The sequence below is a fragment of the Amycolatopsis sp. NPDC104587 genome, from assembly GCF_055583645.1.
Genome location: NZ_JBVJNO010000001.1, coordinates 112,829 through 127,143, shown reverse-complemented (window position 1 = coordinate 127,143; position 14,315 = coordinate 112,829). Strand labels below are relative to the sequence as shown.

At 72.1% G+C, this 14,315-nt stretch carries 14 protein-coding genes; 1 reads left to right on the top strand and 13 read right to left on the bottom strand.

The features are described from left to right. Position 1: 1 nt before the first annotated feature. The 6 genes from panD to ACZ61C_RS00610 all read right to left on the bottom strand — a co-directional run bounded on the left by panD (position 2) and on the right by ACZ61C_RS00610 (position 6,489). A complete protein-coding gene (gene panD / locus ACZ61C_RS00635; protein ID WP_465301325.1) occupies positions 2-499 on the bottom strand; it encodes an aspartate 1-decarboxylase in 498 nt (165 codons plus the stop codon). A 9-nt stretch (positions 500-508) separates the two neighbouring features. Continuing rightward, on the bottom strand, positions 509-1,414 hold the full coding sequence (panC, locus tag ACZ61C_RS00630) for a pantoate--beta-alanine ligase (RefSeq protein ID WP_465301323.1): 906 nt from the start codon (positions 1,412-1,414) through the stop codon (positions 509-511). Next, a complete protein-coding gene (locus ACZ61C_RS00625) occupies positions 1,411-2,370 on the bottom strand; it encodes a Rossmann-like and DUF2520 domain-containing protein (RefSeq protein ID WP_465302724.1) in 960 nt (319 codons plus the stop codon). The genes panC and ACZ61C_RS00625 overlap by 4 nt, the downstream gene beginning before the upstream one ends. An 89-nt stretch (positions 2,371-2,459) precedes the next feature. After that, the gene (locus tag ACZ61C_RS00620; protein ID WP_465302722.1) at positions 2,460-3,563 is read right to left on the bottom strand and encodes a PrsW family intramembrane metalloprotease; all 1,104 of its coding nucleotides are present in this window, start codon (positions 3,561-3,563) and stop codon (positions 2,460-2,462) included. A gap of 142 nt (positions 3,564-3,705) precedes the next feature. Next, a complete protein-coding gene (locus tag ACZ61C_RS00615) occupies positions 3,706-5,958 on the bottom strand; it encodes a DUF6779 domain-containing protein (RefSeq protein WP_465301321.1) in 2,253 nt (750 codons plus the stop codon). 69 nt (positions 5,959-6,027) lie between these two features. Then, complete coding sequence (locus ACZ61C_RS00610) at positions 6,028-6,489, bottom strand: DUF3180 domain-containing protein (RefSeq protein WP_465301319.1); 462 nt, start codon at positions 6,487-6,489, stop codon at positions 6,028-6,030. 118 nt (positions 6,490-6,607) lie between these two features. On the opposite strand from ACZ61C_RS00610, the gene ACZ61C_RS00605 reads away from it, so the two are divergent. Continuing rightward, the gene (locus ACZ61C_RS00605) at positions 6,608-7,543 is read left to right on the top strand and encodes a helix-turn-helix domain-containing protein (protein WP_465301317.1); all 936 of its coding nucleotides are present in this window, start codon (positions 6,608-6,610) and stop codon (positions 7,541-7,543) included. Between the two features lie 78 nt (positions 7,544-7,621). Here ACZ61C_RS00605 and folK read toward each other — a convergent pair whose 3' ends face one another. The 7 genes from folK to ACZ61C_RS00570 form a co-directional block, all read right to left on the bottom strand. Beyond that, positions 7,622-8,113, bottom strand: coding sequence for a 2-amino-4-hydroxy-6-hydroxymethyldihydropteridine diphosphokinase (folK, locus tag ACZ61C_RS00600; RefSeq protein WP_465301315.1), 492 nt, complete (start codon positions 8,111-8,113; stop codon positions 7,622-7,624). Further along, positions 8,110-8,469 (bottom strand): dihydroneopterin aldolase, encoded by a 360-nt coding sequence (folB, locus tag ACZ61C_RS00595; RefSeq protein WP_465301313.1) that lies wholly within the window; start codon positions 8,467-8,469, stop codon positions 8,110-8,112. Before folB ends, folK begins: the two co-directional genes overlap by 4 nt. Continuing rightward, complete coding sequence (gene folP / locus ACZ61C_RS00590; protein WP_465301311.1) at positions 8,462-9,268, bottom strand: dihydropteroate synthase; 807 nt, start codon at positions 9,266-9,268, stop codon at positions 8,462-8,464. The genes folB and folP overlap by 8 nt, the downstream gene beginning before the upstream one ends. A 35-nt stretch (positions 9,269-9,303) precedes the next feature. Beyond that, positions 9,304-9,918, bottom strand: coding sequence for a GTP cyclohydrolase I FolE (folE, locus tag ACZ61C_RS00585; protein WP_465301309.1), 615 nt, complete (start codon positions 9,916-9,918; stop codon positions 9,304-9,306). Then, positions 9,887-12,283 (bottom strand): ATP-dependent zinc metalloprotease FtsH, encoded by a 2,397-nt coding sequence (gene ftsH / locus ACZ61C_RS00580; protein WP_465301307.1) that lies wholly within the window; start codon positions 12,281-12,283, stop codon positions 9,887-9,889. The genes folE and ftsH overlap by 32 nt, the downstream gene beginning before the upstream one ends. A gap of 202 nt (positions 12,284-12,485) precedes the next feature. Next, the gene (locus tag ACZ61C_RS00575) at positions 12,486-13,301 is read right to left on the bottom strand and encodes an ESX secretion-associated protein EspG (RefSeq protein WP_465301305.1); all 816 of its coding nucleotides are present in this window, start codon (positions 13,299-13,301) and stop codon (positions 12,486-12,488) included. A gap of 123 nt (positions 13,302-13,424) precedes the next feature. Beyond that, positions 13,425-14,210: an ESX secretion-associated protein EspG gene (locus tag ACZ61C_RS00570; RefSeq protein ID WP_465301303.1), complete on the bottom strand. Its 786-nt coding sequence runs from the start codon at positions 14,208-14,210 to the stop codon at positions 13,425-13,427. Positions 14,211-14,315: the final 105 nt, after the last annotated feature.

Sequence of the window (14,315 nt, the reverse complement as noted above, 5' to 3'; positions counted from 1 at the left end):
GTCAGCTTTCCGCGTGCAGCAGCGCGTCGAGGCGGCGCGCGTCCGCCGTCTCCGCGACCGGGAACACCGCCGTCTCCTCCTCCGGCGGCAGCGTCACCGTCCCGGACAGCAGCCCGGAGCCCTCCGGCGCGTGGCCGGGGTCGGTGTGCCGGTGGACGATCCGGTTGTCCGCGTCGACGAACACCACGCGCGGTTCGTACGTCGCGGCCTCGGCGTCCTCCATCTGGCCGTACGAGATGAGGATGACCAGGTCACCCGGGTGCACCAGGTGCGCCGCGGCGCCGTTGATGCCGAGCACCCCGCTGCCGCGTTCGCCCTTGATGACGTAGGTCTCCAGCCGGGCGCCGTTGGTGACGTCCACAATGGACACCTGCTCGCCGGGCAGCAGGTCCGCGGCCTCCATCAGGTCTTCGTCGACGGTCACCGAGCCGACGTAGTGCAGGTCGGCCTGGGTGACGGTGACGCGGTGGATCTTGGATTTGAGCATGGTGCGGTACATGGTGGACTCCTATTCCCCTGCGTCCAGCCGTTCCGGGTGCTCGACAGCAGCGCCGAGCAACACCGGGACGTTGTCGATCAGCCGGGTACTCCCCACCCGGGCCGCGATCAACAGTCGTGCCTCACCGTCGACGGGCGCGGGCCCGAGGTCGGTTCCCCTCAACTCCAGGTAATCCACCTCGACCGCGGGCCGCGCGGCGAGGGTCTTCCAGGCGGTCTCCAGGACCGCGTCGGCCCCGTCCCGGCCGACGAACGCCCCCGCGGTGAGGGCGGCCGACAGGACGATGGCGTCTTCGCGCTGCTCAGGCGTCAGGTAGACGTTGCGCGACGACAGCGCCAGCCCGTCGCGCTCCCGCACGGTCGGGACGCCGATGACGTGCGTGTCGATGTTCAGGTCGCGCACCATCCGCTTGATCAGGACCAGCTGCTGGTAGTCCTTCTCGCCGAACAGCGCGTAGTCCGGGCGAAGCAGGTTGAACAGCTTCGCGACAACGGTGAGCACGCCGGCGAAGTGGTCGGGCCGGACAGCGCCCTCCAGCTCGTCACCGAGCGGGCCGGGGTGCACGGTCACGACGGCGCCCTCGCCGTAGAGCGCGTCGGCGCCGGGCGTGAACGCGATTTCGACGCCGTCCTCGCCCAGCACGGCCAGGTCGGCCTCCAGCGGCCGCGGGTACGCCTCGAAGTCCTCACCCTCGCCGAACTGCAGCGGGTTGACGAAGATCGAGGTGGCCACGACGTTGTTCGGCAGCCGCTTCGCGCGGCGGATCAGCTCGCGGTGCCCGGCGTGCAGCGCGCCCATGGTCGGCACGAGCGCGAGCTTGCGGCCGACGCCGTGCAGGGCCTTGCTGACCTGGCTCATCTGCTCGGGGGCCGTGAACGTGTTCAGCGTGCCGCGACGGAATTTCGGTGTGGTCACTGGTCTGGGTGCCCTTCGGCGGGATCGTCGAGGAAGTCGTTGAGTTCTTTGGCGGCCGCGGTGTCCAGCAGCCCGGCCGCCGAAGAACGCGCGACCGTGCGCTTGGCCAGCGCCCGGTAGGCCGGCGCCACGTCCGGCGCCCGGTCCGCGAGCACCTCGAGGTGCTCGCGGACGGTGCCGACGTCGCCACGCGCGACCGGACCGGTGAGCGCGCGGTCGCCGTGCCGGAGCACATTATCCAACGCGGCCGAAAGCAGTGGTGCGACCAGGCGTTCGGATTGCCCGATTCCGGCTTCGCGCAAGACTTCCGCGCAGTCCGCGACCAGCGTCATCAGGTGGTTCGCGCCGTGGGTCAACGCAGCGTGGTAGAGCGCTCGCGCGGAGTCGGGGATGCGCACCGGCTCGGCGCCCATCTCGACGGCGAGCGCCTCGCCGACGTTCCAGGCCGCTTCGTCGTCCGCCGTCGCCGTGACGCCGATGCTGCACGCCGCCAGCCGCTCGAGGTCCTCTTCGCGGCCGGTGAACGTCATCACCGGGTGCAGCGCGAGCGGCAGCGCCCCGGCCTCGGCCGCGGGCGCGAGGACGTCGATGCCCTGCGCCCCGGACGTGTGCACGACGATCTGGCCCGGCCGCAGCGACTCCGTGGCGACGAGCCCGCGGACCATGCCGGCCAGCGCGTCGTCGGGGAGGGCGAGCAGCACCAGGTCCGCCCGCCGGACGGTCTCGTCGGGCGGCAGCAGGGGCACTTCGGGCAGCAGCCGTTCGGCCCTGGCCAGGGAAGCGGCGGACAGGCCGGACGCGGCGACCACCGTGTGTCCCGCCCGGGCCAGCGCGGCGCCGAGCACGCTCCCCACCCGGCCGGCGGACACGACCCCGACCGCCAGGCGAGCGGGCCTCATCATGGCGTGCGCCTGTGGACGCTCATGGTTGGCAGACTCCCTCTGCTCTCGTTCCAGTCCCGCTCCGGGTACCGGACGACGGCGCGAGACTAACTCGATTAAGCGCGAACCGTTGAACCCGGGTGACCAGCTTCACCCGGACCGGGTCACCCGCGAGCGGCCTCTGCGGCGAGGCGCGTCGCCTCCGCCCGGGCGGACTTCAACGTGCGCAGCAGCTCCTGCTGGCGCTGCCGGTCGGTGTCGGTGGTGAGCTCCCGCCGGTCCAGGAACGCGAGCTCCGTGACGCTGGCCTGGTAGAGCGCGACGGCCTTCGCGGCCTGCTTGCCGGACTGGCGCTTCGCCTGGCGGCGCCACGCGCGGCGCCCGGGCAGGCTGGCCAGCAGGTCGACCTCCGACGGCGCGATCCACCGCGCCGCGGCCATGTGCGGCAGCGCGGTGGCGATGATCCGCTGCTCCCGCCGTCGCTGCAGGACGACCAGGTAGAGCACCCCGAGGAACAGCGGCAGCATGATCAGGAAGTACACGGTCAGGAACTTCGACCCGCCGAGCAACGCGGCGCTGTTCCACAGCGCGTGCAGGCAGACCGCGGCCAGGTAACCGGCGATCGGCGCCAGGACCTTCAACACCTTCGTCGACGTCCGCGCGGCGATGCCGATCCCGATGCCGGTGAGCACCGCGAAAAGTGGGTGCGTGAACGGCGCGAGCACACCACGCAGGAAGAACGCCGTGATGACACCCTGGCTGTGCCCGTCGCCGAAGCCGTAGTCGTTGAAGGCGCGGCCGAAGTAGTAGATGTTCTCGGTGAACGCGAAGCCGGCGGCGCTGAACCCGGCGTAGACGACGCCGTCCACGACCCCGTCGAACTCGTTCGACCGGCGCCACAGGATGAGCACGACGAACAGCGCCTTGGCGGCCTCTTCGAAGATGGGGGCGGACACCAGCGCGGCGAGCGTGTTGCCGCTGCCGGTGCCCAGCAGCTCGTCACCGACGGCTTCCGCGGTCGTGTTGATGAGCAACGCCGTGATCGTCGCGATGCAGGCGCCCCACGCGAACGCGAGCAGCAGGAACTTCGCCGGCTCGGGCTCCCAGCGGTCGACCCAGAGGAAGCCTGCCACCACCGCGGCGACCGGCACCAGCGCGGCCAGCACCCCGATCGCGACGGCGAGCGGGCCGACCCGCGCCGTCACGAGCCCGAACAGGAACAGGCCGCACAGGGCCACCACGATCAGCCCGAGCACCGGCAGCAGCACGGTGATCCGGCGAGGCCGCCGTCCGCGATCCAGTCCCGTCGCGGGCGAGAGGGTTCCGCTCACAGCCGGTCACCCTACGCAGACCGGACACGAACCGGAACGCCACCTGGCACACAGCGCCCCGATGTGTCGCGCGGAGACCTCAGTCCTCCGCGCGACGGCGGCGGCGGGGCGTCGAGCCCGTGCCGCCGTTCGCCGCCAGCAGCTCGCTGACCGACCGGCCGGCCGTGTGCGATCCGCTGCCCGGAGGGGCTTCGGGCGTCCGGTGACCGTTACGGGCGTGACCGTTGCTGTGGCCGTTCTGGCCGTTGTGCCCGTTGCCGTTCTGCGGCACGTCCGCCGGGTCGACCGGGGTCATGTTGCGCCGCGACATCGACGCGCGCTCGGAGACCATGCCTTCCCACGCCGGCGGTTCGCCGTCCGGACGACGGCGACGGCCGCCGCCCGAGGGCTCCGGGGCGGGCACGGCGGGCATCTGCTGCGACTCGTCCGGCTTCCGGCGACGGCCGCCGGAGCCGCCCTGGAAGTTGCGCACCGACTCCGGGAGCGTCGGGTTCGCCATCGGCGCTTCGGCCTGGGCGGCTTGTGCGGCCTCGGCGGGGGCGCGGTGCGAACCACTGTGCCGGGACGACGACGGCGACTGCTGCTGCTCGCCGAGGATCGGCGACATGTCGGCCCGCGAGAACTGCTCCAGCCGCGACGGGCGCCGGCCGTCGGCGGCCGGGACCGGCGTGGTCGGCGGCACGACCGGCGGCAGGTCGGTGCGCGACGGCTGCGGCCGCGACGGGCCGTTGCTCGGCACCGGCGTGGTCGGCGGGACGATCGGCAGGTCGCTGCGCGAGGCCGTGGCGTCCCGCGGCATCGGCGGCTTGGCCGGCTTCGGCTCGGGCGGCTTCGGCCGGTTCGGCCGCTGCCGCTCGGCGAAGTCGTCACGGTTCTGGAAGGCCGCGCTCAGGTCGGTCACCGGGCGCAGGTCCGACCGGGACATCTCGGACGGCTTCGCGGGCGGCACGGCCGGCCGTCCCGGCGCGGGCCGCGGCGGCTCGGGAGCCTTGCGGGGCGGCGCGCCGTTCGGCTGGCCGCCGACGCGGGGCAGGTCCGGCCGGGACATCTCGACCCGGGGGATGTCGGGGCGCGACATCTCCACCCGCGGAATCGCGGGCATCGACCGCTCGACCCGCGGAATGTCCGGCCGGGACATCTCGACGCGCGGGATGTCGGGGCGCGACATCTCCACCCGCGGAATGGCCGGCATCGACCGCTCCACGCGCGGGATGTCCGACCGCGAGACCTCGGCGGGCCGCACGGGCGGGCGCGCGGGGTCGACACGCGGAAGGTCGGGGCGCGACATCTCGGCGGGCCGCATCGCCGGCCGGGACAGCTCGGCGCGACGGGCGGGCGGCGGCTCGGGACGGCGGATCTCCGTCTTCGGCTCCGGGCGCCGGATCTCGGTCTTGGGCTCGGGCCGCGGCACCTGGCGCGTCGGCTCGGCGGCGGCGTCGGGACGGCGCTCGGGCGGCTGGGCAACCTCGTCCTGCTTCGGCAGCCGCATCGGCTGCGACTCGGCCTGGCGGCGGGCCGCCTCGGCCCGCAGCTCGGCGGCCTTCAGCTCGCGCTGCGCGGCGTTCAGCGCCGGGTCGACCGACGGCACCGGCGGACGGCGTTCGCTCAGCGGCTTCGGCCGGGCGATCTGCTGGGTGCTCTGCGCGGTGACGTTCGCCGGTGCCTTCGGGGCCGGCTTCCCGCCGAAGCCCTTGCCCTTGCCGAGGCCCTTGCCGTTCGCGGGCTTGCCGTTCGACGCCTTGCGGCGGCGCTCGTCGAGCACGCGGTCGATCAGCTCGGTCGGCCGCTCGCCCTCGGCCGGCTTCTTCCCGGCCATCAGCTGGGCCGGCTTCTTCTTCGGGGCGTTGTCGGGGATCAGGCGGTTCTCGTCGGAGACCTTGCGCATGCGGGTCGCCTGCGCGGTCAGCGCGACGCGTTCGAGCAGCACCTCGCCGCCGAACAGCGACTGAAGGCTGTCCCGCAGCGCGGACACCTCGGCGCGCAGCGCCTCCAGCTCCTCGCGGCTGCGGGAGTCGGCCGTCGTGCGGTTCTCGGCCTCCACCTCCAGCTCGTATTCGCGCCGGGCCGCGATCTCGCGTTCCAGCTCCAACTCGTACACAGCCTGCGCCTCGGCGACCGCGTCCTCGCTCTGTGCCGCGTGCTTGCGGTACTTCACGGCGAGGAACGCGCCGATCAGGGCAGCCCAGAGGGCGGCGACGATCGCAAGCCGGAGGTACCGGAGATCGTCGCTGAGCACCAGTGCGAGGGTGGCTCCGATGGCGAGGACAAATCCGACGACTAGCCACGGCCTGCCCAGAAGGCGGCCGCGCGAGTCGTCACCCACGCCGGTCATGCCTGACACCGTACCTGCTCGTAATCCGAACGAGACCTACTCGGTCCAGCGAGCGGTGGGAATCGAGCGCTAACCGGTCGTCCCGCGGGTGCGCTCGCGATCTTGGTCGCGCGGGGTGCGGCAGCAGTGTTCGAGCCACAAACCGGCCGCGACCAGCAGCGCGGCGGAGACGACCCCGACCACCGCGGCCCGGGTGTCGAGCACCGCGGCGACGAGTTCGTCACGTCGGGGAAAAAGATAAGCGAGCGCCGCGAGCCATGCGCCGCCCATGAACGCTCCGGCGAGTGACGAAGCCTTCGCGAGGGCCACCGATCGGGCGATCCCGATCGCGGCAACCACCCGGCCGTTCTTGATCCGCGACCGGATGGAAAACGCGAGCACGGCTTCGATGACGGCCAGCACGGCGAAGGTGACCCCGGCGAGCAGGGGCAGCTGCGGCAGGGAGCCGTAGGCCACCTGGAAGAGCAGGTACCCGAGGACCAGGCCGAGCAGCCCGGCCACCACCAGGTCTCGGGGCCGGGTGAAGTGCATGGTCCAACCGTACCGAGCTGCGCCATCCGGGGCTCCGCCCCGGGCCGGGGGCTTCGCCACCCGGACCCCGGCGAATACCCTTGACTCTCCCCCGACTGGAGACTTCATCATGCGTCTAGTGGGCACCACCGCGACCTTCACCATCGGCGAGCTGGCCCGGCGGACCGGCCTGCCGGTCAAGACCATCCGGTTCTACTCGGACGAGGGCCTGCTGCCCCCGACCGAGCGGACCGACGCCGGCTACCGCCTCTACGACGCGGCGGCGATGGCCCGGCTCGAGCTGGTCCGCACCCTGCGCGAGCTGGGCCTGGGCCTCGCCGACGTCTCGGCCGCGCTGACCCGCTCGTCGACGGTCGGCGAGCTGGCGACCCGGCACGTCGAGGCGCTCGACGAGCAGATCAGGCGCCTGCGGCTGCGCCGGGCGGTGCTGCGCGCGGTGGCCAAACGGGATTCCGAGCTGGAGGAAGTGAACCTGATGAACCGTCTCGCGTCGATGTCCGACGAGGAGCGCAAGCGGCTGGTCGACGAGTTCTGGGACGAGATGGTCGCCGGGCTCGACATCGACCAGGACTTCTACCGCCGCATGCGCGCCGGGAAGCCCGAGCTGCCGGACGACCCGTCGCCCGAGCAGCTCGAGGCGTGGATCGAGTTCGCCGAGCTCGTCCAGGACCCGGAGTTCCGCGCCCTGATCCGCACGATGAGCGAAACCCAGGCCCAGCAGATCAAGGACGGCGAGTTCCAGCAGCCGGCGGAGGCCTGGCAGCAGAACTGGCCCGGCTGGGTGTCCCGCGCCGAAGCGGCCGTGGCGGCCGGGGACTCCCCGACGTCGGAGGTGGGGCAAACGCTTGCGGCCGAGATCGCGGCCGCGACGGCCCGGCCGGACCAGGACCCGGCGTCGGCGGAGTTCCGGACGGAGATGGCCGACCGCTTCGCCACCAGCGGCGACGCCCGCGCCGAGCGCTACTGGCAGCTGCTGGCGATCATCAACGACTGGCCGCCGGTGCCGACGGCCCAGCCGGCGGTCCGGTTCATGATCGACGCCCTGCGCGGCTGACCGCACCGGGGAAGCACCTCGGCGACCGGTCCGGCGAAGTCCGTAACGGACACCCCCGGTTCACCGATTATTCACGTTTCAGCGCAGCTCGAGGTCCGTCCGGCGGACCGTCGCGACTTCCTCCGCCGGCCGGGCCGCGAGCAGCTCGGCGATCGGCCCGTGGCCCGGCAGGACCGCGTCCGGCTCGATCTCGACCCACGGCACCAGCACACTCGCGCGGTCCGGCGTGCCCGGGTGCGGGAGGAGCAGCTCCGGGTCGGCCGACGTCACGCCGTCGACCGTGACGACGTCGGCGTCCAAGGTGCGCGGGCCCCACCGCAGCTCACGGACACGGCCGGCGGCCTGCTCCGCGGCCTGGCCCGCGCGCAGCCAGGCCCAGTGGTCGCGGGCCGGGTCGTCGACGACGCAGAGCGCGTTCAGGAAGTCCGGCTGGTCCTCGACGCCCCACGCCTTCGTCTCGTACACGCTCGACACCACGACCAGCGCCGGCCGGACGGCGTCGAGCGCCAGCTTCAGGAACCCAAGCCGGTCACCGAGGTTCGAGCCCAGCGAAAGGACGGCCCGGCTCATCGCTCGCGCCGGACCGTGACGGCCACGTCGTCGAAGGTCAGCGGGATCGGGGCCGACGGCTTGTGCACCGTCACCTCCACCGCGCCGAGCCGGTCGTCACGCAGCACCGCGTCGGCGATCTTGCCCGCGACGCTCTCGATGAGGTCGTACGGCTCACCCGCGACGATCCCCGCCGCCAGCTCGGCCAGCTCGCCGTAGTGCAGCGTCTGCTTCAGGTCGTCGGTCGCGGCAGCCGGACCGAGGTCCAGCCACACCGTGATGTCGACGACGAACTCCTGGCCGTCGCGCTTCTCGTGCTCGAACACCCCGTGGTGGCCGAACACCCGCAGGCCGGTCAGCGTGATCCGGTCAGACATCCGGCGAACCCTTCCACCACGCGGCGGCCACCGTGACCGCGTCCAGCGACGCCCCGACCTCGTGCACCCGCACGCCCCACGCGCCGGCGGCCGCGGCGAGCGCGGAGATCGCCGCCGTCGCGTCCTCACGGCCGTCCGGCGAACGCGGCGTACCGTCCTTTTCGGACAGCAACCGGCCGAGAAACCGCTTGCGCGAGGCGCCGACGAGCACCGGAAAGCCCAGGGAAAGCAGCGAGTCCAGCCCGCGCAGCAACGCCCAGTCGTGCTCGGCGTTCTTGGCGAAGCCGAGCCCGGGATCCAGCACGATGGCGCTTTCCGCCACCCCGCCCGCGAGCGCTTCGTCCACTCTGGACAGCAGCTCCGACCGGACGTCGGCGACGACGTCTTCGTACTCGGCGAGGGCCTGCATGGTGCTGCTGTGCCCCCGCCAGTGCATCAGCACCCACGGCACACCGGTATCGGCGGCGACCCGGACCATGTCCGGATCGGCCAGCCCACCCGAAACGTCGTTGACGACCCTCGCCCCGGCTTCGAGCGCCGCGGCGGCAACGGAGGCACGCGTGGTGTCGACCGACAGCTGGATGCCCTCACCGGCGAGGGTGCGGATCACCGGGATGACCCGCTGAAGCTCGGTTTCGGCGTCCACCCGCTCCGCACCGGGCCGGGTGGACTCACCCCCGACGTCGATCAGGTCCGCACCGCGCGCCCACATCTCCCGGGCGTGCTCCAGCGCCTGGTCGAGCCCGAGGTACCGGCCACCGTCCGAAAAGGAATCCGGCGTCACGTTCAGCACGCCCATCACGACACACCGCCCGGGAGCGGGAAGCCCCATGCTCACCGGCGCGCCTTGATCAGATCCAGCGCCTCCGCCCGCGACGACGGCGAGTTCTTCAGCTGCCCGCGGACTGCGGAGGTGGTGGTGCGAGCGCCGGGCTTGCGAATGCCCCGCATGGCCATGCAGAGGTGTTCGGCCTCGATCACGACGATGACGCCGCGGGGCTCGAGCTTCCGCACGAGAGCGTCGGCCACCTGGGAGGTGAGGCGCTCTTGGACCTGGGGGCGCTTGGCGTAGAGGTCGACCAGGCGGGCGAGCTTCGAGAGGCCGGTGACCCTTCCGGCAGCATTCGGAATGTATCCGATGTGCGCGACACCGTGGAATGACAACAGATGATGCTCACATTGGCTGTACATCGGGATGTCCGTGACGAGCACCAGCTCTTCGTGGGACTCGTCGAAGGTGCGGTCCAGCACCGAGTCCGGCTCGGTGTACAGCCCGGCGAACATCTCGCGGTACGCCCGGGCGACCCGGGCGGGAGTGTCCTTCAGACCGTCCCGCTCCGGGTCTTCGCCGCACGCCAAGAGGAGCTCGCGGATCGCCTTCTCCGCCCGGTCCTGGTCGAAGACCGGGCGGTCGGCGTCACTGGGGCTTGTCGGGTCCGTCCGGGTCACGCCGCTCCCCCTCGCTCTGCTGGTTGCCCGCTTGATCGGCGAACCAGCCGTGCTCGCGAGGACGTTCGTCGCCACCGGGCCGCCACGACTGGCCCGGCTGACCGCCCGGCGAGGTCGCGGGCGTCCAGCCCGGAGGGGCACCGTAGTTCGGCGGGCCGCTCTGGCCCGCCGGGCCGCCCGGCTGGCCGCCGTAGGTCTGCGGCCAGTGCGCCGAGCCGTTGGGGCCACCGTTCGGGCCGCCGTAGGGACGGCCGCCGTTCGGGTAAGCGCCCGGGGTCGGCGGGGCGTACGGGTTGGCGTTCGGGTCCGCCGGGGTCGGGTACGGCGGCCCGCCGGGCAGGTCGCCCGCGCCCTGGGCCGTGCCGACCGGGGTCGGCTCCGGCTTGAGGACCGGCTTCTCCTTCTCCGGCGGCGGCCACGGCTCGCCGCGCTCCATCGCCAGCTCGCCCGGGGTCTTGATCGGCGGCTTGTCCGACGGCGTCCGCTCACCGAACTCGTTGAACACGGTGATGTGCGGGCGCTTCTCGACCGTCGCGAAGATCCGCTCCAGGTCCTTGCGGGTCAGCGTCTCCTTCTCCAGGAGCTCGATGACCAGCTCGTCGAGCACGTCGCGGTAGGTGTTGAGCACGTGCCACGCCTCGGTGTGCGCGGTCTCGATGAGCTTGCGCACCTCCTCGTCGATCTCGTGCGCCACCTCGAGCGAGTAGTCCGCCTGACGGCCGGCCGAGCGGCCGAGGAACGGGTCACCCTGCTCCTGGCCGTACTTGACCGCGCCGAGCCGGGCGCTCATGCCGTACTCGGTGACCATCGCGCGGGCGATCTTCGTCGCCTGCTCGATGTCGGCCGACGCGCCGGTGGTGGGCTCGTGGAAGACGAGCTCCTCCGCGGTGCGGCCACCCATCGCGAAGACCAGCCGCCCGATCATCTCGGAGCGGGTCATCAGGTCCTTGTCGTCCTCGGGGACGAGCAGGGCGTGCCCGCCGGTGCGCCCGCGCGGCAGGATCGTCAGCTTGTAGACCGGTTCGATGTCCGGCATCGCCCACGCGGCGAGCGCGTGCCCGCCCTCGTGGTAGGCCGTGATCTTCTTCTCCTTCTCGGAGATGATCCGGCTCTTGCGCGCCGGCCCGCCGACCACGCGGTCGACCGACTCCTCCAGCGCGGCGTCGTTGATCACGTGCCCGTTCTGGCGGGCGGTGAGCAGCGCGGCCTCGTTGAGCACGTTCGCCAGGTCGGCGCCGGACATGCCGACGGTGCGCTTGGCCAGGCTCGTGAGGTCGGTGCCCTGGGCGATCGGCTTGCCCTTGGCGTGCACCTCGAGGATCGCCTTGCGGCCGCGCAGGTCGGGCGCGGACACCGGGATCTGCCGGTCGAACCGGCCCGGGCGCAGCAGCGCCGGGTCGAGGATGTCCGGCCGGTTGGTGGCCGCGATCAGGATGATCCCGCCGCGGGCGTCGAAGCCGTCCATCTCGACGAGCAGCTGGTTCAGCGTCTGCTCGCGCTCGTCGTGCCCGCCGCCGAGGCCGGCGCCGCGCTGGCGGCCGACCGCGTCGATCTCGTCGACGAAGATGATGCACGGCGCGTTCTGCTTGGCCTGTTCGAACAGGTCACGCACTCGCGACGCGCCGACACCGACGAACATCTCGACGAAGTCCGAGCCGGAGATCGTGTAGAACGGCACGCCCGCTTCGCCGGCGACGGCTCGCGCGAGCAGCGTTTTACCGGTGCCGGGCGGCCCGTAGAGCAGGACGCCCTTCGGGATCTTCGCGCCGAGCGCCTGATATCGCGCCGGGTTCTGGAGGAAGTCCTTGATCTCGTACAGCTCTTCGACGGCCTCGTCGGCGCCCGCGACGTCCCCGAAGGTCGTCTTGGGCATGTCCTTGTTCAGCTGCTTGGCCTTGGACTTGCCGAAGTTGAGGACGCGGTTGCCGCCGCCCTGCGCGTTGTTCATCATCCACATCAGCAGGCCCAGCACGAGAGCGAGCGGGATGGCGAAGATGAGGATCTGCGTCAGCACGCCCTGCTGGGTGACCTTGGTGGTGAACTTGACCCCGGCGTCACCGTTCTTCGCGGCCAGCAGCTTGTCGTAGATCTCAAGCGACGCGTTGGCCGGGTACTGCGCGATGATCTGGGTGGTCTGCTGCCCGTCGACGTCGATCGGCTTCGAGAGGAGCAGCTTGACCTGCTGTTCCTTGTCCTCGAGGCTCGCTTCCTTGACGTTGTTCGTGGTGATCTGGGAGTTCGCCACCGAGATGGGTGCCTGGGTGTACCCACGATCACTGTCGAAGATCGTGTTGTACGCGAACAACGCCAGCAACCCCGCGACGATCCACAGCAGTGGGTTCCTGAGCACGCTCTTCCGGTTCATACGACTCGGCCCTGGTGGCCTCGACCCTCCCTGGTTGGGCGGCTCCTGTGATACCCGCCATCACGATCTTGACAACCCGCGGTGCCTGGACACCCGTCCCAACAGGGTACCGTCCGCTGCCGCGTTCATCCCCTGTGAGCCTCTCGCAGGTCAACGGGCGATACCGCGTCCGGGTTCCCGTTCGGCCCACACCCTCGTCACGCTATCGCGTGCCGTCCGACACACTGTTCACCATCTCGCCCAGCCGGGTCCGCAGTGTCTTCGGGTCGGCCGGCGCCACGGTGACCCACTCCCGGCCGTCCGTACCTGCGCGGGAGACGCTCAGGTACCGCCCGGTCGCGGTGTCGAACCAGGCCAGGACCCGGGACCGTTGTTTGGCCCCGACCTGCGAACGGCTGTTCGCCGCCAGCTGACCGCCCCGCATCCGCGGCTGCCCGGCGATCCGCCCGTAGGCCTCGCGCGGGTCGGCCGTGGTCCGTTCGCTCAACGGCGTCCGGCGCGCCTTGCCCCGCTCCTCGCCCGCGTTCGCCGGGAGCGATACCGGGATGCGGATCGGCGCGGTGCGCAGGGCGTCGTCCAGCGGGAGTGTGACCGACGCCTCGCTGCCGCGCGGGCCGGCGGGCAGCACCCCGACGACGGCGGAGACCAGGCCGTCCCGCGGGACGGCCCGCAGCCAGATGCCGTCGGCGTCCTGGACCGCGAGCACACCCTGGGTCTCGTCGGCCGCCGCGAGCACGCCGATCGTCGGCGCTTCGAACTGCGGGATGTGCAGCGCGTCGATGGTCAGCGGGGCGAAGGCCAGCAGGTGGAGGGCGTCTTCGATCGGCGGCGCGAGCCGGCCGCGCGGGTCGCGGACGCCCCGGGCCTTCAGCTCGGCGTCGGTGCGGTGGCGCAGCGAGACCCGCTCGTCCTCGGTCGCGCCGTGCGACCGGACCAGCAGCGGGTACGGCAGCTCCCCGACCTGTGCCGACTCCCAGAGGAAGTCGAACGCCAGTGGCGAGAAGAACTCTTGCATCACTACTCTCCCGGATCGGATTCTTGCTCAGCGTAGCCCGCACCACCGACAAAAAGTGATCGTCGGACTGGGCACGCTCGGAGAAGCCGGGCCTGATCTTGGCAGAGAGCGTGAACGGCCGCGCCGTCAGACCGTGCTGGTGGTCGCCGCTCCCGCGAGCATCTCACCGAGCCGGTGGCGCAACGTCGCCGCGTCGGCCGGGGCGATCGTGATCCAGTCGCGGCCGTCACGGCCCTGGGTCGCCTGGGTGAAGTAGCGGCCCGACTCCGTGTCGAACCAGCTCAGCACCGGCGTGCGCGTGCGGCCGCCCATCCGGGACCGCGCGTTCGCCGCGATCTGGCCGCCGCGCAGGCGGGGCTGGGCGTGCAGCCGGGCCAGTGCCTTGCGGTCGTCGTCCGCGCCGGCACGCTCCTCACCGTTGCCGCGGCGCTGCAGGAAGTCGACGCCGTGCGGGCCGACCAGCTGCTCCAGCGGCACGGTGATCGACTTCTCGCTGCCGCGCGGGGCGCCCGGCAACAGGGACACGATCGCGCTCGCCAGGCCGTCCGCCGGGCACGGCTGCAGGTGCAGGCCGCGGGTGTCCTGGACGGCCAGCAGCCCCTGGCCGCCCAGCACGCCGGCCACCGCGAGCAGCGGTTCGGCGTCCGGGGCGATCAGCTGGATCGCGTCCAGGCTCAGCTCGGGGGTCGCCAGCACCCCGAAGTAGTCCTCGACGTGCGGTTCCGGGCGGCCGCGGCCGTCGGCGAGCCCGCGCGCGGCGAGCCCCTCCAACGTGCGACGGCGCAGCAGTGACCGCTCGTCGGCGGTTTCCCCGTGCGACCGGACGCGCAGCGGGTACGGCAGCTCGCCCAGTCCGGCGGACTCCCACAGGAAGTCGACCTCGGCCGGGGTGAGCAGCTCAGCGTTCGGCATCGAGCCACCCCCAGGAGAAACCGGGCCGGGGGGGGGGGGGGGGGGGGGGGGGCGGGGGGGGGGGGGGGGGTGTTTGTTTATCCCAGACCCATGCTGCAGACAAGG